Raw genomic sequence first — 24,632 nt, 5'->3', positions numbered from 1 at the left:
CTTTTTGTTTCTACTCAATGATAGAGAATACTTCAGCGCTTATTTATCTTAAAAATAACTAAATAAAATACCCGCAAATAAAACGAAACCAACATAATTATTATTCATAAAAGCTTGAAAACAAGGTGCTCTTTCACGCTCTGCAATCAGTTTTTGTTGATAGATAAAGAGCGCGGTAATGAGTAATATCGACCAATAATAGATACCTTTCATGTTCAGCAGAACACCAATACCCACGAGTAGCGCCAACATCATCAGTTGTAAAATACCGATAATAATTTTGTCATAACGACCAAACAAAATAGCAGTAGATTTTACGCCAATCTTTATATCATCATTGCGGTCAACCATCGCATATTGGGTATCGTAAATCACCGACCAGACAATATTAACAAGAAATAATAGCCAACATACTAATGGTAAGCTTTCAGAAACAGCAGCAAAACCCATTGGAATTGACCACCCAAAGGCCATACCTAAAATAAGCTGAGGTAGACTACTAAAGCGTTTAACAAAGGGGTAGAACCATGCTAGTGCAAGTCCTGCCACAGAGAGCCAAATTGTCATCGTATTGAGTGTAAGTACTAATCCAAATGACAAGATAACCAATACAATAAATAAAATTTTACTCTCTTTTTCTGTCACAGCCCCACTAGGTAATGGTCGATTTTTAGTTCGTTCAACGCTGCCGTCAATTTTTCTGTCAGCAAAGTCGTTTATTACACACCCAGCGGCACGCATAGAGAACACGCCAATAGTAAAGACAATCAGAATATGCCAATCAGGAAAACCTTTAGCCGCAATCCATAAAGCCCAATAAGTTGGCCAAAGTAATAATAGCGCTCCGATAGGTTTATCTATACGCATTAAACGGCTATATGCCTGCCATTTATTGTGCGTCATACTTCCCTCCAATTTTAGCTCCCCCTAATTACTTCTCATACACTGGTGATGCAGGTAGAAACACCTCGGTTAATAATAAAGGTTTATCTGAAAGCTGGAAACGAGAACGGCGTAGCCAATATCCATTTTGTTGCCCGATATGAATGAAATCACGGCTTAAGGTTGTTTCCTGAAACAGATAACGTCCAAGAGGAACGGTTCTTAAATTGACCAGTTTTCTATCTTCACCTGTCAGTGTCTCTTCTGGTACTAATGTTCGCCCTAATAACCAAGGAACATTATCACCACACAATACCACTTCTCTTAACCAATAACGCTGACTTTCAGGTAAACATGCTTTTTCATCAGCAGGCTCAATAATCTCAACAAATCCTTCTTGATAAGGCATCACTGTAACTTTTTGACAATGCTGTTCAAAGCGTCGCGTCATTGAGCCTAATTCCATTAACCAACTTAATGTACTTTCTTTAATATTTTCATGTTCCTCACTGGGCAACCAATGGATAGGAGCAGGGGTAATTATTGATTTTTTGAACATTATTTCATCATCACGCGTTGATGATCCTAGCTTGTGTGAGTCATGATACATAAGGATATCATGATGTGACTAAGGGAAGTTAAAAGCTGATAACATTTCGCATAAATAATCTAAAAAAGCGTTAAAAGAAAATCAGATTGAGCACGATGCATTCAAAAAATAAAGGAGGCCATAAAAACCTCCTTTGTATCTAACCGACTACTTATATTCAATTTATTCGATTAACGCCATGCTTTGTAACGATTAATCAGGTTATTTGTTGAGCTATCATGGCTGTTAACACTTTCCTTACCTTTTAATTCAGGAAGAATGCGGTTAGCCAGCTGTTTACCTAATTCAACACCCCATTGGTCAAACGTGAAGATATTGAAAATAACACCTTGTACAAAGATCTTATGTTCATACATTGCAATCAATGCACCTAATGAATAAGGCGTAATTTCTTTTAACAGAATAGAGTTAGTTGGGCGATTACCTTCGAACACTTTGAAAGGTGCAACATATCCCATGGTTTTAGGATCTTTTCCTGCTGCCGCAAATTCAGCATCAACTTGCTCACGAGTTTTACCAAAAGCGAGCGCTTCTGTTTGAGCAAAGAAATTAGACATCAATTTTGCATGGTGATCTGATAATGGATTATGACTAATTGCAGATGCAATAAAATCACAAGGGATAATTTTTGTACCTTGATGGATCAGTTGATAAAACGCATGTTGGCCATTTGTACCTGGTTCACCCCAAATAATAGGTCCCGTTTGGTAATTGACTTTATTTCCATCGCGATCAATATACTTACCATTTGATTCCATATTACCTTGTTGGAAGTAAGCAGCAAAACGATGCATGTACTGATCGTATGGCAGAATCGCTTCAGTTTCTGTGCCAAAAAAATTGTTATACCAAATGCCAATCAGTGCAAGGATTGTTGGGATGTTATTTTCAGCATCAGTGGTTCTAAAGTGGTTATCCATAGCATGAGCACCTTCCAATAATTGCTCAAAGTTGTCATAACCAACAGATAACGCGATAGATAAACCAATTGCTGACCATAATGAATAACGACCGCCAACCCAGTCCCAGAACTCAAACATATTGGCAGTATCAATACCAAATTTTTCAACTTCAGTGCTATTCGTAGATAACGCGACGAAATGTTTAGCGACAAAAACACTCTCTTTCGCTGATGCTAAGAACCAATCTCTTGCTGAATGCGCATTTGTCATGGTCTCTTGTGTCGTGAATGTTTTTGACGCAATTAAGAATAATGTAGTTTCGGGATCACATTTTTTTAGTGTTTCGGCAATATGAGTACCATCGACATTCGAAACGAAATGCATAGTAAGGTGGTTTTTATATGGGCGTAATGCTTCTGTTACCATATAAGGGCCGAGATCGGACCCACCGATACCAATATTTACAACATCAGTGATTGCTTTGCCTGTATAACCTTTCCATTCACCACTAATAATACGTTCACTGAATTTTTTCATTTTATTCAGTACTGCGTTAACTTCTGGCATAACATCTTTGCCATCAACGATGACAGGAGTATTGCTACGATTACGTAATGCAGTATGCAATACAGCACGATCTTCAGTACGGTTGATTTTTTCACCCGTAAACATGCTATTTATCGCACCTTCTACGTCACATTCCTTCGCTAAAGCCTGCAATTTATCTAATGTTTCTTTCGTAATACGGTTTTTTGAAAAATCCACTAGAATTTGGTCTGAAAATACTTTTGAAAATTGCTCAAAGCGTGATGGTTCCTGAGCAAAAAGCGTTTTCATATCGGTATCTTTGATAACCGAAAAATGGTTTTCTAATGCCTTCCAAGCTAGGGTTTGAGTTGGGTTTACATTTTTCATTCACAATACTCTCTTAAGATTACAATCCAATATTCTCAGATTGTAGCCTGACATTTAATAGTTACAGTCAATTCTTTCTCATTTGATGATATTGGTCAAAACCAATCAACAAATCTAGTACTAATTACTTACATAGGTAAAACCGATAATGTGGTGCTGATTATTAATTAAATTGATTATTCTTCACTCTGCATTGACTCTCTACTTAATAACCGATATTCCTAATTGTGTCCAACATCTCATTTTTGCCTAAAGGAATACGACAATGACTGATAATACTGCTACGCCTTCATCTTCATCATCACCATACACTATCGCTAAATTTGGTGGCACGAGTGTTGCTAACTATTCAGCAATGGAAAAATGTGCAGATATTATCCTGAAACAAAAGTCAGTTCGTGTCGTCGTTCTTTCCGCATCTGCAGGAGTCACTAATCTACTGATTGAACTTGCAGCAGGCACTGAGCCTTCACAACGAGAAGCTTTACTTTCACAAGTCCGCGATATTGAGTACGCGATTATCAATCAACTCTCTCAGCCAGAAATTATTTCCCAAGAAATAAATCGCTTGCTTGAAAATATTGAGATGCTCTCTGAAGCGGCCACGTTAGCTACTTCTGATGCATTAACAGACGAACTTGTAAGTCATGGTGAATTAATGTCAACCTTACTTTTCGTTGAGTTACTGCGTGAAAATGGCATACAAGCGGATTGGTTTGATGTCAGAAAAGTGATGAAAACGAACGATCTATTTTGTCACGCTGAGCCTGATATGGTGCAATTAACCGAACTCACACAAAGCCTTCTTCAGCCTCGTCTAGATGAAACAGTTATTGTCACACAAGGCTTTATTGGTCAAGAGCCAAAAGGTAGAACCACAACTCTAGGTCGTGGTGGTAGCGACTATACGGCTGCATTGATTGGTGAAGCACTAGGAATGTCTCGTGTAGATATCTGGACGGATGTACCAGGCATTTACAGCACTGATCCAAGAATAGTGCCAGAGGCGCATCGTATTGATCAAATCGCCTTTGATGAAGCGGCAGAGATGGCAACCTTTGGCGCTAAAATATTACACCCCGCTACATTATTGCCTGCTGTTCGTAGTGGCATTCCGGTATTTGTTGGCTCAAGTAAAGCGCCCGAAGAAGGCGGTACGTTAGTTTGTGCACAAACAGAAAATCCACCTGTATTCCGTGCGATTGCACTGCGTAGAAAGCAAACATTGCTCACGTTACATAGCCTGAAAATGCTTCATGCGCGTGGTTTCTTGGCTGAAATTTTCACCATTTTATCGCGCCATCATATTTCGGTTGATGTGATAACAACATCTGAAGTCAGTATTGCTTTAACCCTTGATACAACAGGTACAACAAATTCATCAGGCAGTTTATTAACAAATGCCTTATTAACCGAGCTTTCTGCATTATGCCGTGTTGAAGTAGAAGAAGATCTGGCGTTAGTTGCCGTGATTGGTAACTCTCTTTCACAGGTAAATGGTTTAGGTATTAAGATTTTCGGCACATTAGAAAATTACAATATTCGTATGATTAGCCACGGTGCAAGTACTCATAATTTATGTTTATTAGTTGATGGCAAAGATGCGGATAATATTGTGCGTAAATTGCATGATACTTTGTTTTAACACATTCACATTGAAAAGAGAGATAAAAATTTTATCTCTCTCAAAATTCAACCTTTATTGCTGAAAAGGTGCAAGCTTTAAAGAACTTCATTTAATAATAATTAGAATCAAAGCCTAATTCTATTAATGGAGTATTAAAAAATGCATAAAGTCAGTAATAGCAGCATGAGTATAAGTGAAATTATAAGTAATAAAATTAGCACTAATAAGCCTCATACTCGTATTCTTACAGATATAAAAAAAGAAATTAATTCTTTGCACAATAATTCAGTTACGCTGAATATTCCTCTCGATACCACGCTCTCTCTTTTAAAATATATAGAAGATAAGCGTCCTATTTCTAAAAATATAGATGCCATATACAATCTAGAATTAGTCGATAAGGATAGTCTTTCCTCTATGATTGATATACATCATAGAGAAAAGAAAAAAGACCATTCAGCTATTAGCCTTTATTCAGATATATTAAAAAGAATAGACATAAATACTACAAATAAAGAAATTCAGCTTACAAAGGAATTTATGAAACTATCTGATAAAATCATAGAAAATCACACCAAAATAAAAAAAATAATAAAAGTTCTAGATAGTTATTTTCAAAACCTTAAAGACAAACTAGATGAAACACCAGAACTCGAAAAGAAAATAAATGAATATGATGACCAAAATACAATTCTCTCAAGCTTAATTAAATACAATACATCACAAAAAAAAATAGGAATGAAAATTGAAGAAGAAACAAGTAAAGCCAAGAAGTATAATGAAAATTTAAATAAAGCCATTGATGAACTATGTACAATTACTTTAAATTATATATCTATATTAGAAAATAGTGACAAATTAAAAGATCATAATAAAATATTAGAATTAATAACAAATCATAAAGAATGCATAGAAAAAATAAATACTACTTATCTTAAATTTTAATATTTAATCTAGGCTTCTTTTTCTAGAAGCCTAGCTTCTAATAAATTAATAAACCCGATAACCACCATATTTCTTAGCAAATTGATTAAACTTACCAAAATCAATTAAAGCAATTTCTAAAGAACGATGAGCAAGATGTGACATATTTGCAATTTTTTCAACGAAAACTCGGTTATCTTCCAGCAATTTAGCGGTAAGTGTAGCTGCAATTATTTCGCACTCTTTAGGTGTCACAATCCAACCATCATTAGTGGCAAATTTACAAATAGGAATATTGCCTTCTTTCTCACTCTCTTTGGCTAATAACGCTTCTTCTTCTTTCATCGCCTGCTTAAATAACACAATTTCTTCTTCAACAGGCTCTGGAGTAGTAGGAATTTTATGATAAAGATAATCCCCCACTTCTTCGATTCGTGCAGGCGTCATTTCTGCTTTTAGCCAAATATTATCAAATACTTTTTCGTCTAAAATTGCCTCTGTATCTAAACTTCCTGTTAATTGCATCAGATTTAAAAAAGCATTAATTAAAACTTCACTTAATGGATAATTTCCTTTTGCCAAAGAAGGAAATGGCACTTCAGCGCCAGCAGGTGGGGTTTTCTGAAGGTACAAAGTATAGTTCATTGTAATGTCCTTTTTTCTGATACAGGTTTACAGCTTAAACATCTTTAATGGGATCGACTAGTGAAAATAACAAGGGGATATTACTATCCCCTCACTATTTATTACATTATTGAGATCTAAAAATAAAAACAAACTAAGATTCATATCCTAAATTAGGCGCTAACCAACGCTCAACTTCTCTTATACTCATTCCTCGACGTTTTGCGTAATCTTCAACCTGATCTTTTTGAATTTGAGCAACCGCGAAATATTTACTTTCAGGATGACTAAAATACCAACCCGATACTGAAGCACCAGGCCACATGGCATAAGCATCTGTTAGTTTCATCCCAATGCGATTTTCAACATCAAGTAATTGCCAAATTTTCGCTTTTTCTGTGTGCTCAGGACAAGCAGGATATCCCGGCGCAGGTCGCGTTCCTTGATATTTCTCTCGAATAAGTTCGTCATTAGAGAGATTTTCATCAGGGCTATAGCCCCAAATTTTTGTTCTCACTTGTTGGTGAAGATATTCTGCAAAAGCTTCAGCAAGACGATCCGATAACGCTTTCACCATAATTTTATTGTAATCATCATGGGCATTATCATACGCATTGGCGAGCGTGTCTTCTTCTAGCCCTCCAGTTACAGCAAAAGCACCGAAATAATCAGGAACACCACTTTCCACTGGCGCAATAAAATCGGCTAAACAGTAGTTAGGAAACTCTTTTTTCTCTGTTTGCTGGCGCAAATGGCAACTGTGCAATAACTCATGTTGTCGGCTTTCATCTTGATAAATAACAATATCATCACCCAAACGATTAGCAGGAAAGATCCCCATAATACCTTTAGGCGTGAGTAAGTTTTCATGACTTAGCTTATCCAGCATCGCGTTCGCATCAGCGAATACCCGTTTCGCTTCTTCACCGACCACGTCATCTTCTAAAATACGAGGATATTTACCTGCTAAAGACCACGTCATAAAGAAAGGCGTCCAGTCGATATATTCACGTAGCACATCAATGCTTGCAGTAATTTCTTGCACACCAAGTTGGTTCGGTTTGGGTGGCGTGTAATTTTGCCAATCAATTTTAAGTGCATTGGATCGCGCAATGTCTAAAGCGACCGGTGGTGTACGTGGTTTTTTTCTAGCGTATTGCTGGCGTACGACTTCATATTCGCGCCGTGTTTTTGCAACAAAATCCGCTTTTTGTGTTTCAGATAATAGAGCTGCAACAACACCGACCGTACGTGATGCATTCTGCACGTAAACAGTGGGATGACTATAATTTGGTTCTATTTTTACAGCTGTATGGGCTTTAGACGTTGTTGCACCACCAATCATTAATGGTAACGAAAAACCTCGCCTTTCCATCTCTTTAGCCACATTCACCATTTCATCAAGTGACGGAGTAATCAGACCTGAAAGACCAATAATATCAACTTTTTCATCAATCGCCGTTTGCAGGATCTTATCGCAAGGTACCATTACCCCCAGATCGATAATCTCATAGTTATTACACTGCAAAACAACTCCGACAATATTTTTACCAATATCGTGAACATCCCCTTTTACAGTAGCGAGTAAAATTTTACCTGCGGAAGTACCTGCTTGTTTTGTTGCTTGAATATAGGGTTCAAGATAAGCAACGGCTTGTTTCATCACCCTTGCTGATTTCACTACTTGAGGTAAAAACATTTTCCCTTCGCCAAACAAATCACCCACTGTATTCATACCATTCATCAATGGTCCTTCAATAACTTCAATTGGGCTTGATGCTTGTTGACGACAAGCTTCCGTATCTTCAACAATAAATTCAGTGATCCCTTTAACTAAGGCGTACTCTAAGCGTTTTTCTACATCCCATTGACGCCATTCAGCAAGTTGATGGTTTTGTTCATCATTTTTCGTTCCACGATAACGCTCTGCCAATGCTAATAGATTATCTGTGCTTTCTTCATGGCGATTTAAAATAACGTCTTCAACCGCATTACGCAGTTCATCTGGCAATGAGTCGTAAATAGCAAGTTGCCCTGCATTCACAATCCCCATATCCATGCCATTTTTTACGGCGTAATAAAGAAAAACAGAGTGAATAGCTTCACGAACAGGATCGTTACCCCGGAATGAGAATGAAACGTTAGACACCCCGCCAGATATTAAAGCATAAGGTAATTGAGATTTAATATCTGCACAGACCTCAATAAAATCAACAGCATAATTATTATGTTCAGCAATGCCTGTCGCGACTGCAAAAATATTAGGATCAAAAATAATATCTTCAGGAGGAAAACCGGCTTGCTCTGTTAATAACTGATAAGCTCGACGACAGATTTCGATTTTACGCTCTCGAGTATCCGCTTGCCCCACTTCATCAAACGCCATAACAACGACAGCGGCACCATATTTACGCACTAATTTAGCATGTTCAAGAAAAGGTGTTTCTCCCTCTTTCATTGAAATTGAGTTAACAATTCCTTTTCCTTGGATACACTTTAATCCCTCTTCGATTACTTCCCATTTTGAAGAGTCGATCATCACCGGAACCTTGGCAATATCAGGCTCACCAGCAATAAGATTGAGAAAACGTGTCATGGCTTCAACCGCATCTAGCATGCCTTCATCCATGTTGATATCGATGATTTGAGCACCATTCTCAACTTGCTGACGTGCAACATCCAATGCTTCTTGGTAATTGCCTTCTTTTATCAAGCGCTTAAATTTCGCCGAGCCTGTTACGTTAGTTCGTTCCCCCACATTTACAAACAATGAGTTCTCATCAATCGCTAAAGGCTCTAAACCTGAAAGACGACACGCTTTCTTAAGAGTCGGTAATACTCTTGGTGCGATACCTTCTACTGCTTGTGAAATTGCAAGAATATGTGCAGGTGTTGTTCCACAACATCCCCCCACAATATTGAGAAAACCAGCTTGCGCCCACTCTTTAATTTGCTCAGCCATTTCTTGAGCATCTAAGTCATAACCTCCAAATGCGTTAGGTAAACCCGCATTAGGGTGAGCGCTGACATAGGCTTCAGAAATTTGCGAAAGTGTTTGAATATATTGGCGTAATTCTTTAGGGCCTAACGCACAGTTTAAACCAAATGAGAGTGCATCAGCATGACGTAATGAGTGGTAGAACGCTTCTGTTGTTTGCCCCGTTAAAGTTCTTCCTGAAGCATCTGTAATGGTGCCTGAGATCATCACAGGTAATTCAATATTTAGCGCTTCAAATTCACATTTAATCGCAAAAATAGCGGCTTTCGCATTTAATGTGTCGAAAATAGTTTCGACCATAATTAAATCGACACCGCCTTTAATTAGTCCTCGAATCGCTTCTCGATAAGCATCCACCAGCTTATCAAATGAAACATTACGAAATGCAGGATCATTAACATCAGGAGATATGGACGCCGTTCTATTTGTTGGTCCTAAAACACCAGCAACATAACGTGGTTTATCAGGTGTTAAAGCACTCCATTTATCTGCACAGATTTTTGCTAATTTTGCAGCTTCTTCATTCAACTCAAAACAGAGCGACTCCATCTGATAATCAGCCATCGCAATGGACGTTGAGTTAAAGGTATTGGTTTCAACAATATCAGCACCCGCTTGAAAATAAGCATCATGTATATCTGCAATAATCTGGGGTTGTGTTAACACTAAAAGGTCATTATTTCCTTTAACATCACAACCCCAATTAGCAAAACGCTCACCTCGATAATCAGCTTCTGTCAGTTGATATTGCTGGATCATTGTACCCATTGCACCATCAAGTACTAAGATACGTTTTTCTAATGCTTCTACCAGTTGTTGTTTTATGTTTGCCACGTTACTTCCTCTTAATCGAGAATGTTTTTATTTTTATTTCTTTATTTTTCTTTCGTTGTTTTTTTATCCTACCATATCTTTTTAGAAAGATTTCTAAGACGAAGATGAGAGATTTTCACTCAGTAATAAATGCTTTTAATAAATATTTCTTATCACACACTTTGTTTTGAAAAATGCAGTGATCGGAGGAGTTTTATTATGCGAGATAGTTCATAATAGATATTAATATGGATAGCATTTCTGGAGTGTATGCATGACAGTTTCCCCTACAAATAAAAAAGCGCGTAAGACGAAAACAACTGCCACTCAAAGTACTGCACAAGGAGGCCCCGTTCAGTCATTAAGCCGTGGACTGACATTATTGGAATATATTTCCGAATCTCCGGGGGGTATCGCCCTAACAGATCTCGCCTTTCAAGCTGGATTGCCTAATTCCACAACACACCGTTTACTCACGACACTTCAGCAACATGGTTTTGTCCGTCAAGTTGGAGATTTAGGATTGTGGGTTGTTGGTACACACGCCTTTATTGTTGGCAGTAGCTTTCTGCAAACTCGTAATCTTTTAGTAATGGTGCATCCTATTTTGCGTCAGTTGATGGAAGATTCTGGTGAAACCGTCAATCTGGCTATTCTTGACCAAATTGAATTTGATGCCGTGATTGTCGATCAAGTGCAATGTAATGCACTAATGAGAATGTCGGCTCCTATTGGTGGTAAATTACCGATGCATGCTTCAGGTGCTGGTAAAGCATTTCTTTCGACGTTGCCAGAAAATAAATTGCTACCGCTACTCCAGAAAAAAGGCTTAATGGCCTATACACCTCACACCAGAACACTCCCTTCTTCTTTAAAAGAAAATTTGGATCAAGCTCGTAAACAAGGTTTTTCTTTCGATGATGAAGAGCATGCTTTAGGCTTACGCTGTATTGGTGCTTGTATTTATGATGAACACCACCAGCCTTTTGCTGCAATTTCACTTTCAGGCCCTGTTTCTAGAATGACTGATTCACGTATCACTGAATTAGGCGCTATGGTTATCAAAGCCGCAAAACAAATTAGCCGTGAATATGGTGGTATAAAAAGCTGATCCTATCTTTCACCTTCCTCGTTACCAAACAATGAGGAAGGAACTCCCTAATTAAACCGATTCAGCTTTTTAAAAAGGCAGAGTTTCGGCTTTATATTCGTTAAATATTAAAAAACTGTTATTTATCACCTAAAAAAATTGATGTTGATCACAGATGTTGTTTAAGACGCATTAAGAGTATTGCAACTCTTCTTGTTACCCGTAACAATGTTACCGGTAACAAATACTATAGCTAAATTAAAATACGCTCTATTCATAGCCGATAGTAACGCTCATCACCCTGTGTGAATAAAGGAAGCATCATTATGAACCCTAAAAACCATAACCCAATTCAGAACGACTTTGTTCCGCTTAACGAGACTGTAAAACAGGTAACAGAGCGCATTATTGTTCGCTCACAATTGACTCGTCGTGCTTATCTGAAAAAAATCGAAGCTGCAAAAAGCCAAACAGTACATCGTGCTCAATTAGCTTGCGGTAATTTGGCTCATGGTTTCGCTGCTTGTCAGGCTGATGATAAAAATCGCCTGAAAAATATGGTTCATAATGATATTGCCATTATCACTGCTTACAATGATATGTTGTCAGCTCATCAGCCGTATGAAAATTATCCCCAGAAAATTAAAAAGGCATTACATGCTGTTGGTGCCGTAGGGCAAGTTGCAGGTGGTGTTCCTGCTATGTGTGATGGTGTAACTCAAGGTCAAGATGGGATGGAACTATCACTCCTGAGTCGGGATGTGATTGCGATGTCAGCGGCTGTCGGTTTATCTCATAATATGTTTGATGGTGCACTCTATTTAGGGATCTGCGATAAAATTGTTCCTGGACTGACAATGGCAGCACTCTCTTTTGGTCATCTTCCTGCTATTTTTGTTCCTGCTGGCCCAATGACGAGTGGTTTACCCAATAAAGAAAAAGTGCGTATTCGCCAACTTTATGCTGAAGGTAAAGTGGATCGTCATGCATTGTTAGAAGCCGAAGCAGCGTCTTACCATAGTATTGGCACCTGCACCTTTTACGGTACAGCGAACTCAAATCAGATGGTCATGGAAATGATGGGGTTACATTTACCCGGTGCTTCTTTTCTTCATCCAGATACCCCCTTGCGTGATGCATTGACGGATGCAGCGGCTAACCAAATAGTACGCCTTACTGAAAACTCAGGTAATTACCTCCCTATCGGTCAATTAGTTGACGAGAAGGTCATTGTAAACGGCATTATTGCTCTATTAACAACGGGTGGATCAACTAACCTAACAATGCACTTAGTTGCAATGGCACGCGCGGCTGGCATTATCATTAATTGGGATGATTTCTCTGAACTTTCACAAGTTGTGCCACTGATTGCTCGTATTTATCCTAATGGCCCTGCCGATATCAACCAGTTTCAAGCAGCAGGGGGTATCGCACTGATTATTCGCGAACTACTGAAAAAAGGCTTAATTCATCGTGATGTTAATACTGTTGCAGGATTTGGCATTGAGCGTTATACCTTAGAACCTTGGTTAAATGAGGGTAAACTTGATTGGCGCGAAGGTACAACAAGCTCTTTAGATAAAGATGTTATTGCTGATATCAATACACCATTCTCATCACATGGTGGTACACAAGTGATGCAAGGTAATTTAGGCAGAGCTGTAATGAAAACTTCAGCCGTACCTGATGAAAATAAAATTATCGAAGCCCCTGCTGTGGTGTTTAATAGCCAACATGATATTGCCGCTAAATTTGAAGCCGGTGAGCTAAATAAAGATTGTGTTGTGGTTGTGCGTTATCAAGGGCCACAAGCCAACGGTATGCCAGAATTACATAAATTAATGCCACCACTGGGGGTGTTAATGGATAAAGGCTACAAAGTAGCATTAGTTACCGATGGCCGACTTTCAGGCGCATCTGGTAAAGTACCTGCCGCAATTCATGTCACTCCTGAAGCTATTAATGGTGGTTTATTATCCAAAGTGCACGATGGTGATATCATTCGTGTTAATGGTAAAACAGGTGAGTTAACACTCCTTGTTGATGAACAAACGCTCAATGCTCGCCAAGATAAGATGCCTGATTTAAGTGCGAACGACATAGGCTGTGGCCGTGAACTATTTGTGAATTTGCGTCGTCATTTATCCGGAGCTGAACAAGGTGCTTGTTGTATTGATTTTTAATAGCAACAAGTCTAATGCCTAACGAAGAGCAGATTTAATTCATTTGCTCACCATTTTCTAATTAGGAAATACAAATGATGAATCATTGGAATACAAGTGCAGAGTCTGTACTAAAATCAGGGCCTGTCGTTCCTGTTATTGTTATTAATCATATTGATGAAGCTGTACCTGTTGCCAGAGCATTAGTTGCAGGTGGCGTAAAAGTTTTAGAAGTCACATTACGTACAGATTGCGCTATTGAAGCTATTCGCCGTATTGCGAAAGAAGTCCCAGAAGCCATTGTGGGTGCAGGAACCGTGATTAATCCACAACAGTTAGCACAAGTTACTGAAGCAGGCGCTCAATTTGCTATTAGCCCTGGGTTAACAGAAGCGCTACTCAAAGCTGCAGTAGCTGGAACGATCCCTTTAATTCCTGGTATTTCAACAGTTTCTGAGCTAATGCTCGGTATGAGTTATGGCTTAAATGAATTTAAGTTTTTCCCTGCTGAAGCCAACGGGGGTGTTAAGGCATTAAAAGCAATTGCAGGACCATTCTCAAAAGTTCGCTTCTGTCCAACCGGAGGTATTTCACCAGATAATTACCGTAATTATCTGGCGCTAGAAAGCGTACTTTGTATTGGTGGCTCTTGGTTAGTGCCTAATGATGCGGTTAAAGCTGGTGATTTCCAGCGTATTACTGAATTAGCTAGAGAAGCCGTTGCTGGCGCTCAGCGCTAATTTTTGCAATAAAAATATATTTAGCTCAATAAAGATAGGTATCCCCTTTATGCCTATCTTTGTTTTTAACCTTTTTTATCCTGACTGATCACGATAAGCAAATCGCTTAGTTTGGGCATAAGCGTAAACATCCTCAATATACCCTACTTTAATTCTTTGCTGTTGTTGTTGCCAATATTCTGGTGATAAAAGATCATGATGTTGAGCCTCAAAATAACGACAGACTTGTTTATCACTGCATAAAAAATAACGAAATTCTTCTGGAAAAACATCATTAAGCGCAACGCTATACCAAGGTTCACTGGCTAATTCATCTTCAGGATAGCGGGCCGGAGGGATCGCCCGAAAATTCATATCTGTAATATAGCTAATTTCATCATAATCATAGAAAATGACACGATGATGACGAGTCACTCCAAAGTTTTTAAATAACATGTCACCAGGAAAAATATTCGCCGCGATAAGTTCTTTTAATGCTTGGCCATAGTCTTCGACGACAGCTTTGAGTTGATTATCATTACATTGCGCCATATAGATATTGAGAGGCGTCATTCTGCGTTCCATATAAAGATGGCGGATCAGTAGCTTATCGCCAAGATCTTCCAATTTATTTGGGATCTCCTGTTCAAAGACAGCCATTAACTCAGGGCTAATTCTTTTTTTATCGACCACAAAATTCTCAAATTCTTGAGTATCTGCCATTCGACCTACACGATCGTGCTCTTTAACTAATTGATAGCACTCTTTTACACGCTCAGCGGTGATCGTTTTTTGTGGCGCAAATTTATCTTTGATCACTTTAAAAACACGATCATACGTTGGTAACGTAAACACCAACATCACCATACCTTTTACTCCTGGTGCTTCGATAAATTGCTCCGATGAAAAATTCATAAAAGCAAGGTATTCGCGGTAGTATTCTGTTTTACCGTGTTTTTGACATCCAATAGACATATAAAGCTCAGCGATAGATTTCCCTGGTAATATATCTCTTAACCATGCAACTAATGCCGCAGGAAATGGCGCATAAACCATAAAATAAGAACGGGCAAAACCAAAGACAATACTGGCTTCATCTGCGGTTATCAAACAAGTATCAATCAACAATTGTTGTTCAATATTATGAATAGGTAATAGAAACGGAATATATTGATTATCAATAACAATTTTACCTATTAGCCACGCAGCTTTATTTCGATAAAAGAGTTCATTTGCAATATGAAATACCGCATTACGTAACTGCAAAGAAGAAAACTGGGCATTTAGCACATTACAGATTGAATTAATATCTCGTTGCTTATTTTGCCACGGCAACCGTAAAGGTAAGCGCGATAAGATGTCTTGCAGTAATGTCGGTAAATCACTTTGAATAACAAACTGCTTTGATAATGGTCGAGGGGCTTGCGTAAAGCGATAAGCCGGTTGTGATGAAAAAACAAAAAGATTTCTTTTATTCAATTCACGATGGTGAAACAGACGACAATAAACGGAATTAAAAAAGCTTTCTGCAATCTCAAATCGAGGATAATTAGGCAATAATTGCGTATAGTTTTCTTTTACTTTTTGTAAAAAAAGACTTTCTTTATCAATGTCGTGACGAATACATCTAAGTTGTTCAACCACTAATCCAACATGATTATCATATAAACGGATGCGCTCTTTCATCGCCAGTTGAGCACCATGCCAATCTGCTTGTTCAAAACGATATTGAGCTCCTGATGTTATCTCAAGGAAACGACCATATTGAGCATCAAAGCCCTGTAAAATTGTTTGAGCAATCAAATCTTCTGGCGTCATTCACAACCTCACGAAAAAGAGGAGCATCCTGCTCCTGAATTATCACCACAAAAAGAGATAATAATATTTTTAAACTTTAGAATTGCTGCTCTTCTGTTGAGCCTGTTAGTGCCGTTACAGAAGACATACCACCTTGAATAATCGTCGTGACTTTATCAAAATATCCTGTTCCCACTTCTTGTTGATGTGAGGAGAAGGTATAACCTTGATTAAGTGCAGCAAATTCTTTTTCTTGTACTTTTTCAACGTAATGCTTCATACCTTCACCTTTAGCGTAGTCATGCGCTAAATCAAACATGTTGAACCACATGCTATGGATACCCGCTAAAGTAATAAATTGGAATTTATATCCCATTGCAGAAAGCTCATCTTGGAAATGCGCAATCGTGCGATCATCAAGATTCTTTTTCCAGTTAAAGGAAGGTGAACAGTTATAAGCCAGCATTTTTCCGGGATATTTATCGTGAATAGCTTCGGCAAACTTAGCCGCCATTTTCAGATCGGGGAGTGATGTTTCACACCACACCAAATCGGCATAAGGTGCATAAGCAAGACCACGGCTAATGGCTTGATCAATACCAGCATGGGTACAGAAGAAACCTTCAGGTGTACGTTCTCCTGTTAAGAACGAACTATCATAAGGATCGCAATCAGAAGTTAAGAGATCCGCGGCATCGGCATCTGTTCTTGCAACTAATAAAGTTGGTACATCAGACACATCAGCAGCTAAACGTGCCGCAACCAGTTTTTGTACAGCTTCTTGGGTTGGAACTAATACTTTCCCCCCCATATGTCCGCATTTTTTCACTGCGGCTAACTGATCTTCAAAATGAACACCTGCTGCGCCAGCTTCAATCATCGCCTTCATTAATTCAAAGGCATTTAATACACCACCAAAGCCCGCTTCCGCATCAGCCACAATAGGAAGGAAGAAATCAATATAATCTTTATGTTGAGGACCAATACCATTTGACCACTGAATTTGATCAGCTCGTCTAAAGGTATTATTGATACGTTGTACAACATTAGGAACAGAATCAACCGGATATAAAGACTGATCAGGATACATGCTTGCCGCAGTGTTAGCATCAGCAGCCACTTGCCATCCTGAAAGATAAACGGCTTCTAACCCTGCTTTTGCTTGTTGCAACGCTTGCCCACCCGTTAAAGCTCCTAATGCATTCACATAGCCTTTTTTCGATTTTCCATTTAATGATGACCAAAGCCTTTGAGCGCCACGTCGTGCTAAGGTATGTTCTGGGTTAACTGAACCTCTTAATTTAATGACATCTTCAGCGCTATAAGGACGAGTAATACCTTTCCAGCGAGGTTGTTCCCACTCTTTCTCTAATTGGGCGATTTGCTCTGATCTACTAATAGTCATAAAAACAGCTCCTATAAATACGGTAGTGATGATGTTTGCAGTTTATAAATACGTTTTGACGTATCTTTTTTAATTTAAAAGTTGATAACCCGGCAAAGTCAGAAAATCGACTAATTCATCTTGGGTTGTAATGTTATCCATCAAAGAGGCGGCTTCTTTAAAACGCCCTTCTTCGAAACGAGTATCACCGACTTCTTGGCGTATCACCTCAAGCTCTTCTTTCAACATATTACGGAAGAGATCTTTAGTCACAATTTGCCCATCAGACAGCGTTTTTTGGTGGCGGATCCATTGCCAAATAGAAGTACGCGATATTTCTGCCGTTGCGGCATCTTCCATTAGTCCATAGATAGGTACGCAACCATTACCAGAAATCCACGCTTCGATATATTGCACAGCAACACGGATATTAGCTCTCATGCCCTTTTCTGTACGTTCACCTGTACAAGGTGCTAATAACATTTCTGCCGTTATTTTTTCATTACGTTGTACATCAAGTTGATTGGAACGAGCTCCCAATACGGCATCAAAAGCCGCTAATACGGTTTCAGCAAGACCAGGATGAGCAATCCAAGTACCATCATGGCCATTTGTTGCTTCAAGCTCTTTATCATCAAATACTTTTTTCAAAATAATGCCGTTTTGCTCAGGATCTCGACTTGGAATAAACGCAGACATTCCTCCCATCGCAAAAGCGCCACGTTTATGGCAAGTTTGAACAAGTAGACGAGAATAAGCACTCAAGAAAGGCTGAGTCATCGTGATCCCTTGTCTATCTGGTAATACACGATCAGGGTAATTTTTTAATGTCTTGATATAGCTAAAAATATAATCCCAACGACCACAGTTAAGCCCGACAATATGCTCTTTCATGTGGAAGAGGATTTCTTCCATTTGGAAAACAGCGGGTAAGGTTTCAATTAATACCGTGGCTTTAATCGTTCCTGTTGCTAAACCAAAGCGTTTTTCAGTGAAATGAAAAACATCACTCCACCATTTAGCCTCTTGCCATGTTTGCAATTTAGGAATGTAGAAATATGGTCCACTTCCTTTTTCTAACAGTGCTTTGTGGTTATGATAAAAATACAAAGCAAAATCAAATAATCCACCAGAAATAGGCTCCCCCTGCCATAACACATGTTTTTCAGGAAGATGTAATCCTCTAACTCTGGCAATCAATACTGCCGGTGATGCTTTAAGTTGATAGCATTTACCCTGTTCATTGGTATAAGAAATGGTGCCTTTGACGGCATCACGCAGATTAATTTGACCATCAATCACTTTGTCCCATGTAGGTGCTAAGGAATCTTCAAAGTCCGCCATAAAGACTTTTACATTGGCATTCAATGCATTGATAACCATTTTGCGATCAACAGGCCCTGTTATTTCAACACGACGGTCTTGCAGATCTTTAGGTATTGGATTAACTTTCCAATCCGAATTTATAATGGAATCTGATTCCGAAATAAAATCAGGAAGCATTCCATTATCAACTTTATTTTTCCACTGTTCCCTTTCTGCTAATAAGGTATCCCTTCTCTCTGAAAAATGATTAACCAAATCAGTTAAAAATAACTTAACATCTTGATTTACTATCTCTTTTTCCTGTTCACCAAAAGATTGCGTAAAATTTAATTCTTCTGTTATTAACGATTGTGACATTCTGCATTCCCCTAAAATCGTTTACACACCTGATTAAGATTAATGCAGTTTTCACAAAAATCAAAAATGAATTCCATTTTTATTTAAATAATTTTTAACAATGTGATTACAATAGTGTTTTTTTATTGTACAAAAACGGAAATTTCAAAAATAACTCGAGGGATCTAGAAGAGATCACTAACGAAAGGAAAAAAGAGTGTTCATACTTGATGATTTTACCTATATAGCTTTTTCTTATATGAATATTCTTCATACACAACATGAAGACCTCGACATTCAAAAGGTTATTAGCTAAATTTAGGCTTCTAGATGTCTAGATGTTTTTTAGAGGTTATTGAAATGCCAATTAGAGTACCCGATGAGCTGCCCGCAGTCCGTTGTTTACAAAAAGAGAATGTCTTCGTCATGACATCCAGTAGAGCGAGTATTCAAGATATTCGCCCTTTAAAAGTGCTTATCCTTAATTTAATGCCTAAGAAAATAGAAACAGAAAATCAATTTCTGCGGTTACTTTCTAATAGCCCTCTGCAAATTGATATCCAATTATTACGCATTGATTCTCGTATCCCTAAAAATACGCCAGTAGAACATCTCGATACTTTCTATTGCGATTTTGACCAAATTAAAGAACAAAATTTTGATGGTCTTATTGTTACAGGGGCACCATTAGGGTTAGTCGAATTTGAAGATGTGGCTTATTGGGATGAAATAAAGGAAGTTATTACATGGGCTAAAGAACACGTCACTTCAACACTTTTTATTTGCTGGGCTGCCCAAGCAGGGCTAAATATTTTATATGGATTACCAAAATATACGCTAGAACAAAAAATTTCAGGAGTATATCGTCATAGCACTTGCTCGCCTCTTTCATTATTGACTCGTGGATTTGATGAAACTTTTTTTGCACCCCATTCTCGTTATGCAGGGTTTCCTATCGATTTTATTCAACATAATACTGATTTAGAGATCCTTGCGACTTCAGAAGAAGCTGGCGCTTATTTGTTTGCATCAAAAGATAAAAGAGTTGTCTTTGCAACTGGGCACCCAGAATACGATCCCAATACACTAGCAGATGAATATCATCGTGATGTTAAAGCAGGGCTAGATCCTCAATTACCAGAAAATTATTTTCCTAATAATGATCCAAGTAAAAAACCTATCGCTTCTTGGCGTAGCCATGGGCATTTATTGTTTGCAAACTGGTTGAATTACTATGTTTATCAGATAACACCGTTCGATCTTGCCCATATGAATCCAACCTTGGATTAAAGAAAAACCCCAAAATAAAATTTGGGGTTTTAAGATAATCATTTGCCAAGCTAAGAATTATTTATAGCGATGAGCTAATGCATTAGCAGCGATCATTGCATTATAAACATCGTATTCAGTGACTCTCATTGGCATATTACCCATGGTATCACCTTCGGCACAGGCAATTTTCGCCACAGTACGCCATTCGCTTTCAATGAATTCTTTCATACCCATATCTTCAAGTGTCAGTGGTAATTCCGCCGCTTTAATAATACGGATCACTTCATCAATTTCTTCTTGTGGCGCATTTTCTAGCACTAATTGTGTTAATAAACCAAAGACAACTTTTTCACCATGTTGAACACGATGTAAAGACTCAACCGCAGACATACCATTGTTAACCGCATGAGCAGCGGCTAAACCGCCAGCTTCGGCACCAACACCACTAAGATAAATTGTTGCTTCAATAGTTTGTTCTAATGCTGGTGTAGTAATTTTATGACGGATAGCATCCATTGCTTTATCAATGTTTTCACTTAACATTTCAAAGCATAATTGTGCTAAACCAAGGCCTGTACGTGATGGGCGTTGATTGACTAAGTTTAAACCATCTGCTTGATAGCAAGCGCGTGCTTCAAAGTAAGTCGCTAGAGCATCACCAACACCCGCTGAGAAAAAACGTTGTGGTGCAGAGGCAATAATCGCAGTGTCTGCAATAACAACATCAGGGTTTTGTGGTAAAAATAAATATTTATCAAACTCACCATTTTCTTTGTATAACACTGAAAGTGCAGTACAAGGTGCGTCAGTAGAAGCAATTGTAGGGAATAAAATAACAGGAATATGTTGATAATAAGCAACCGCTTTAGACACGTCTAATGTCTTGCCACCGCCAATACCAATAATAACGTTCGCTTTATTCTCAATTGCAATTTGACCAAGGCGATTAACTTCTGCTTCAGTACATTCGTAATTAAATTTTTCAACAATCGCTCCAATCTTATTTTCTTTTAGAGAAGGAAGCGCTTCTTTAGTTACTTTTTCTAAGAAAAATTCATCACTAATAATAAAAGCATTATCACCAAAATCTTTAACGTATTTACCAACAGAAGCAAGAAGTTGGCTACCAATAAAGAATTTTTTTGGGGAGGTTACAGAACGAGGTAATATAGACGGCATAACTAAATTCCTTTATTTTTGATTTTGCTATAAACAATAGCAGAATTAGTATTTCATCTTACCTCTCATCAGAATATGAATCTAGTAAACTCTCTGATAGCTATTACCTTATATATTGATATTGCATTATTTAAATACATGTAAAACAAATAGTTATTTTAATATAATTTTAAAACAGCAGATTAATTACGTATTTATATCTATAATATAAGCATTGTTTTATAACTAAAATAACGTAGTTTAGGATCATCAATGACACTTATACGAGAAAAACTGACATTACCTGCAAATGCCAATAAACTCTTATTACATTCTTGTTGTGCCCCTTGTTCTGGTGAAGTCATGGAAGCATTACAAGCATCAGGCATTGAATATACAATCTTTTTTTATAATCCCAATATTCATCCTCAAAAAGAGTATTTAATTCGAAAAGAGGAAAATATCCGTTTTGCTAAAAAACATAATATTCCTTTTGTCGATGCCGATTATGATACTGACAATTGGTTTGAAAGAGCTAAGGGAATGGAAAAAGAGCCTGAACGTGGTATCCGATGCACAATGTGTTTTGATATGCGTTTTGAAAGAACAGCTCTTTATGCTGCTGAAAATGGTTTTTCTGTTATTTCAAGTTCACTTGGGATATCACGGTGGAAAGATATGAAACAGATAAATGGTTGTGGCGAAAGAGCAGTAGCGCCTTATCCAGATATGGTTTATTGGGATTATAATTGGCGTAAAAAAGGTGGCTCAGCCAGAATGATAGAAATAAGTAAGCGAGAACAATTCTATCAACAAGAATACTGTGGGTGTATTTATTCGTTAAGAGATACAAATAAATATCGTAAATCACAAGGCCGAGAACTTATTAAGATTGGCGTTCAATATTATACTGCTTAGATCTTTTTCCTTTTATTCTAGGCATCACAAATGTGATGCCATAAAAAGGACAACACAATAAATCGTTATTTGATATACAGTCATGTTATATTCACGCTATAACAATATATTATTTTATTAAGGTGATTTCTTGTGGAAGACGCTGTTATTCTCGTAGATAAAAATGATAATGAGCTGGGAACGATGCCAAAGCTTGAAGCTCATATTGTAGGCGCCTTACATCGAGCCTTTTCAATATTTATTTTTAATTCAAAGCAGCAATTACTTATTCAACAACGTGCAATATCTAAATATCACTCTGGTGGTTTATGGGCAAACACTTGTTGTAGTCATCCTCTTCCAAACGAATTAGTTTCAGATGCTATTCATCGTCGTTTAGATGAAGAATTAGGCATGAAATGTGATATGCAATCTATTGGAACTATTCTATATAACGAAAAAGTGACTGATGATCTGATAGAACATGAATTTGATCATCTATTTCTTGGGTTTAGTAACGAATTACCACTTAGTAATCCAAATGAAGTGATGAATTATCGCTGGATCTCTCTCGATTATCTTTATCAAGATATTGAAGAGAACGCACAAAATTACAGTGTTTGGTTTCGTTACATATTAAATCGGATGGGAATTGAGCAGTTTTCTCGTTGGAGCCAAGGTATTATTTAGCAATTATTTTATTAACAAAGATAAATTACTCATTGATTTGAGCTTTTAAAAAGCTTAAACGCAAAAAAGCCAACCCATTGGGTTGGCTTTTTCGTCTTATTTAATGCCTGGCAGTTCCCTACTCTCACATGGGGAGACCCCACACTACCATCGGCGCTACAACGTTTCACTTCTGAGTTCGGCATGGGATCAGGTGGGACCGCTGCGCTATGGCCGCCAAGCAAATTCTGTTTAATCACCCGTTACTCCGATTTCTCGTCATAACCAGCAATTTCAATCTTAAACAAGCTTACTTCATCTACTCTTTGTCTCTCAGACAAAACACCTTCGGTGTTGTCAGGTTAAGCCTCACGGTTCATTAGTACTGGTTAGCTCAACGTATCGCTACGCTTACACACCCAGCCTATCAACGTCTTAGTCTTAAACGTTCCTTTAGGTCACTCAAGGTGACAGGGAAGACTCATCTCGAGGCAAGTTTCCCGCTTAGATGCTTTCAGCGGTTATCTCTTCCGCACTTAGCTACCGGGCAATGCCATTGGCATGACAACCCGAACACCAGTGGTGCGTTCACTCCGGTCCTCTCGTACTAGGAGCAACCCCTCTCAATCTTCCAACGCCCACGGCAGATAGGGACCGAACTGTCTCACGACGTTCTAAACCCAGCTCGCGTACCACTTTAAATGGCGAACAGCCATACCCTTGGGACCTACTTCAGCCCCAGGATGTGATGAGCCGACATCGAGGTGCCAAACACCGCCGTCGATATGAACTCTTGGGCGGTATCAGCCTGTTATCCCCGGAGTACCTTTTATCCGTTGAGCGATGGCCCTTCCATTCAGAACCACCGGATCACTAAGACCTACTTTCGTACCTGCTCGAGCCGTCACTCTCACAGTCAAGCTGGCTTATGCCTTTGCACTAACCGCATGATGTCCGACCATGCTTAGCCAACCTTCGTGCTCCTCCGTTACTCTTTAGGAGGAGACCGCCCCAGTCAAACTACCCACCAGACACGGTCCCCGATCCAGATTATGGACCTAGGTTAGAACATCAAACGTTAAAGGGTGGTATTTCAAGGTTGACTCCATGCAGACTGGCGTCCACATTTCATAGTCTCCCACCTATCCTACACATCAAGGCTCAATGTTCAGTGTCAAGCTATAGTAAAGGTTCACGGGGTCTTTCCGTCTTGCCGCGGGTACACTGCATCTTCACAGCGAGTTCAATTTCACTGAGTCTCGGGTGGAGACAGCCTGGCCATCATTACGCCATTCGTGCAGGTCGGAACTTACCCGACAAGGAATTTCGCTACCTTAGGACCGTTATAGTTACGGCCGCCGTTTACTGGGGCTTCGATCAAGAGCTTCTCCCTAAGGATAACCCCATCAATTAACCTTCCAGCACCGGGCAGGCGTCACACCGTATACGTCCACTTTCGTGTTTGCACAGTGCTGTGTTTTTAATAAACAGTTGCAGCCAGCTGGTATCTTCGACTGGCTTCGGCTC

17 protein-coding genes and 2 rRNA genes are annotated in these 24,632 nt (G+C 38.6%); 8 read left to right on the top strand and 11 right to left on the bottom strand.

Annotated features, from left to right (window positions below):
* Nucleotides 1-48: 48 nt before the first annotated feature.
* From ubiA to pgi, 3 genes are all read right to left on the bottom strand, one after another.
* Nucleotides 49-903: a 4-hydroxybenzoate octaprenyltransferase gene (ubiA, locus tag GWI68_RS07645; protein ID WP_109408451.1), complete on the bottom strand. Its 855-nt coding sequence runs from the start codon at nucleotides 901-903 to the stop codon at nucleotides 49-51.
* 28 nt (nucleotides 904-931) lie between these two features.
* Nucleotides 932-1,441 carry a chorismate lyase gene (gene ubiC, locus GWI68_RS07640; protein WP_166539990.1) on the bottom strand — a complete coding sequence of 170 codons (510 nt, stop codon included), beginning with the start codon at nucleotides 1,439-1,441 and terminating at the stop codon, nucleotides 932-934.
* A 221-nt stretch (nucleotides 1,442-1,662) separates the two neighbouring features.
* On the bottom strand, nucleotides 1,663-3,309 hold the full coding sequence (gene pgi, locus GWI68_RS07635) for a glucose-6-phosphate isomerase (protein WP_166539886.1): 1,647 nt from the start codon (nucleotides 3,307-3,309) through the stop codon (nucleotides 1,663-1,665).
* 265 nt (nucleotides 3,310-3,574) lie between these two features.
* Here pgi and lysC point away from each other — a divergent pair, with 265 nt between their 5' ends.
* The gene (gene lysC / locus GWI68_RS07630; protein ID WP_166539885.1) at nucleotides 3,575-4,954 is read left to right on the top strand and encodes a lysine-sensitive aspartokinase 3; all 1,380 of its coding nucleotides are present in this window, start codon (nucleotides 3,575-3,577) and stop codon (nucleotides 4,952-4,954) included.
* A 141-nt stretch (nucleotides 4,955-5,095) separates the two neighbouring features.
* On the top strand, nucleotides 5,096-5,881 hold the full coding sequence (locus tag GWI68_RS07625) for a hypothetical protein (RefSeq protein ID WP_166539884.1): 786 nt from the start codon (nucleotides 5,096-5,098) through the stop codon (nucleotides 5,879-5,881).
* Nucleotides 5,882-5,926: 45 nt separating this feature from the next.
* Here GWI68_RS07625 and GWI68_RS07620 read toward each other — a convergent pair whose 3' ends face one another.
* Both GWI68_RS07620 and metH read right to left on the bottom strand, forming a co-directional pair.
* Nucleotides 5,927-6,505 carry a hypothetical protein gene (locus GWI68_RS07620; protein ID WP_208105138.1) on the bottom strand — a complete coding sequence of 193 codons (579 nt, stop codon included), beginning with the start codon at nucleotides 6,503-6,505 and terminating at the stop codon, nucleotides 5,927-5,929.
* A 133-nt stretch (nucleotides 6,506-6,638) separates the two neighbouring features.
* Nucleotides 6,639-10,316 carry a methionine synthase gene (metH, locus tag GWI68_RS07615; RefSeq protein ID WP_166539883.1) on the bottom strand — a complete coding sequence of 1,226 codons (3,678 nt, stop codon included), beginning with the start codon at nucleotides 10,314-10,316 and terminating at the stop codon, nucleotides 6,639-6,641.
* A gap of 253 nt (nucleotides 10,317-10,569) precedes the next feature.
* Here metH and iclR point away from each other — a divergent pair, with 253 nt between their 5' ends.
* From iclR to GWI68_RS07600, 3 genes are all read left to right on the top strand, one after another.
* Nucleotides 10,570-11,406 carry a glyoxylate bypass operon transcriptional repressor IclR gene (gene iclR, locus GWI68_RS07610; protein WP_166539882.1) on the top strand — a complete coding sequence of 279 codons (837 nt, stop codon included), beginning with the start codon at nucleotides 10,570-10,572 and terminating at the stop codon, nucleotides 11,404-11,406.
* A 305-nt stretch (nucleotides 11,407-11,711) separates the two neighbouring features.
* On the top strand, nucleotides 11,712-13,568 hold the full coding sequence (gene edd / locus GWI68_RS07605; RefSeq protein ID WP_166539881.1) for a phosphogluconate dehydratase: 1,857 nt from the start codon (nucleotides 11,712-11,714) through the stop codon (nucleotides 13,566-13,568).
* Between the two features lie 77 nt (nucleotides 13,569-13,645).
* A complete protein-coding gene (locus tag GWI68_RS07600) occupies nucleotides 13,646-14,287 on the top strand; it encodes a bifunctional 4-hydroxy-2-oxoglutarate aldolase/2-dehydro-3-deoxy-phosphogluconate aldolase (protein WP_166539988.1) in 642 nt (213 codons plus the stop codon).
* A 75-nt stretch (nucleotides 14,288-14,362) separates the two neighbouring features.
* Here the strand turns inward: GWI68_RS07600 and aceK are convergent, their stop codons facing one another.
* The 3 genes from aceK to aceB all read right to left on the bottom strand — a co-directional run bounded on the left by aceK (nucleotide 14,363) and on the right by aceB (nucleotide 19,130).
* The gene (aceK, locus tag GWI68_RS07595; RefSeq protein ID WP_166539880.1) at nucleotides 14,363-16,084 is read right to left on the bottom strand and encodes a bifunctional isocitrate dehydrogenase kinase/phosphatase; all 1,722 of its coding nucleotides are present in this window, start codon (nucleotides 16,082-16,084) and stop codon (nucleotides 14,363-14,365) included.
* Nucleotides 16,085-16,160: 76 nt separating this feature from the next.
* Nucleotides 16,161-17,468: an isocitrate lyase gene (aceA, locus tag GWI68_RS07590; protein ID WP_072065199.1), complete on the bottom strand. Its 1,308-nt coding sequence runs from the start codon at nucleotides 17,466-17,468 to the stop codon at nucleotides 16,161-16,163.
* Nucleotides 17,469-17,537: 69 nt separating this feature from the next.
* Nucleotides 17,538-19,130, bottom strand: a complete 1,593-nt coding sequence (gene aceB / locus GWI68_RS07585) for a malate synthase A (RefSeq protein WP_166539879.1) — start codon at nucleotides 19,128-19,130, stop codon at nucleotides 17,538-17,540.
* 339 nt (nucleotides 19,131-19,469) lie between these two features.
* Between aceB and metA the strand changes: the two genes are divergently transcribed.
* On the top strand, nucleotides 19,470-20,399 hold the full coding sequence (gene metA, locus GWI68_RS07580; RefSeq protein ID WP_166539878.1) for a homoserine O-succinyltransferase: 930 nt from the start codon (nucleotides 19,470-19,472) through the stop codon (nucleotides 20,397-20,399).
* A gap of 57 nt (nucleotides 20,400-20,456) precedes the next feature.
* Here metA and GWI68_RS07575 read toward each other — a convergent pair whose 3' ends face one another.
* The gene (locus GWI68_RS07575; protein ID WP_166539877.1) at nucleotides 20,457-21,560 is read right to left on the bottom strand and encodes a glycerol dehydrogenase; all 1,104 of its coding nucleotides are present in this window, start codon (nucleotides 21,558-21,560) and stop codon (nucleotides 20,457-20,459) included.
* Between the two features lie 252 nt (nucleotides 21,561-21,812).
* Here GWI68_RS07575 and GWI68_RS07570 point away from each other — a divergent pair, with 252 nt between their 5' ends.
* Both GWI68_RS07570 and idi read left to right on the top strand, forming a co-directional pair.
* Nucleotides 21,813-22,457 (top strand): epoxyqueuosine reductase QueH, encoded by a 645-nt coding sequence (locus tag GWI68_RS07570; RefSeq protein WP_109408462.1) that lies wholly within the window; start codon nucleotides 21,813-21,815, stop codon nucleotides 22,455-22,457.
* 132 nt (nucleotides 22,458-22,589) lie between these two features.
* Nucleotides 22,590-23,126, top strand: coding sequence for an isopentenyl-diphosphate Delta-isomerase (gene idi, locus GWI68_RS07565; protein WP_166539876.1), 537 nt, complete (start codon nucleotides 22,590-22,592; stop codon nucleotides 23,124-23,126).
* 105 nt (nucleotides 23,127-23,231) lie between these two features.
* Here idi and rrf read toward each other — a convergent pair.
* Nucleotides 23,232-23,347, bottom strand: a 5S ribosomal RNA gene (gene rrf / locus GWI68_RS07560).
* A gap of 116 nt (nucleotides 23,348-23,463) precedes the next feature.
* Nucleotides 23,464-24,632 (bottom strand): 23S ribosomal RNA (locus tag GWI68_RS07555); the annotation flags it as partial.

This window comes from Proteus sp. G2669 (assembly GCF_009915245.1).
Classification (GTDB): Bacteria; Pseudomonadota; Gammaproteobacteria; order Enterobacterales; family Enterobacteriaceae; genus Proteus.
This window is presented reverse-complemented; position numbering and strand designations above follow the sequence as displayed.

Excerpts from the sequence above, each read along its gene's own strand:
- ubiA (WP_109408451.1), bottom strand. The coding sequence starts at position 903 with ATGACGCACAATAAATGGCAGGCATATAGCCGTTTAATGCGTATAGAT.
- ubiC (WP_166539990.1), bottom strand. The coding sequence starts at position 1,441 with ATGTTCAAAAAATCAATAATTACCCCTGCTCCTATCCATTGGTTGCCC.
- pgi (WP_166539886.1), bottom strand. The coding sequence starts at position 3,309 with ATGAAAAATGTAAACCCAACTCAAACCCTAGCTTGGAAGGCATTAGAA.
- lysC (WP_166539885.1), top strand. The coding sequence starts at position 3,575 with ATGACTGATAATACTGCTACGCCTTCATCTTCATCATCACCATACACT.
- GWI68_RS07625 (WP_166539884.1), top strand. The coding sequence starts at position 5,096 with ATGCATAAAGTCAGTAATAGCAGCATGAGTATAAGTGAAATTATAAGT.
- GWI68_RS07620 (WP_208105138.1), bottom strand. The coding sequence starts at position 6,505 with ATGAACTATACTTTGTACCTTCAGAAAACCCCACCTGCTGGCGCTGAA.
- iclR (WP_166539882.1), top strand. The coding sequence starts at position 10,570 with ATGACAGTTTCCCCTACAAATAAAAAAGCGCGTAAGACGAAAACAACT.
- edd (WP_166539881.1), top strand. The coding sequence starts at position 11,712 with ATGAACCCTAAAAACCATAACCCAATTCAGAACGACTTTGTTCCGCTT.
- GWI68_RS07600 (WP_166539988.1), top strand. The coding sequence starts at position 13,646 with ATGAATCATTGGAATACAAGTGCAGAGTCTGTACTAAAATCAGGGCCT.
- aceK (WP_166539880.1), bottom strand. The coding sequence starts at position 16,084 with ATGACGCCAGAAGATTTGATTGCTCAAACAATTTTACAGGGCTTTGAT.
- aceA (WP_072065199.1), bottom strand. The coding sequence starts at position 17,468 with ATGACTATTAGTAGATCAGAGCAAATCGCCCAATTAGAGAAAGAGTGG.
- aceB (WP_166539879.1), bottom strand. The coding sequence starts at position 19,130 with ATGTCACAATCGTTAATAACAGAAGAATTAAATTTTACGCAATCTTTT.
- metA (WP_166539878.1), top strand. The coding sequence starts at position 19,470 with ATGCCAATTAGAGTACCCGATGAGCTGCCCGCAGTCCGTTGTTTACAA.
- GWI68_RS07575 (WP_166539877.1), bottom strand. The coding sequence starts at position 21,560 with ATGCCGTCTATATTACCTCGTTCTGTAACCTCCCCAAAAAAATTCTTT.
- GWI68_RS07570 (WP_109408462.1), top strand. The coding sequence starts at position 21,813 with ATGACACTTATACGAGAAAAACTGACATTACCTGCAAATGCCAATAAA.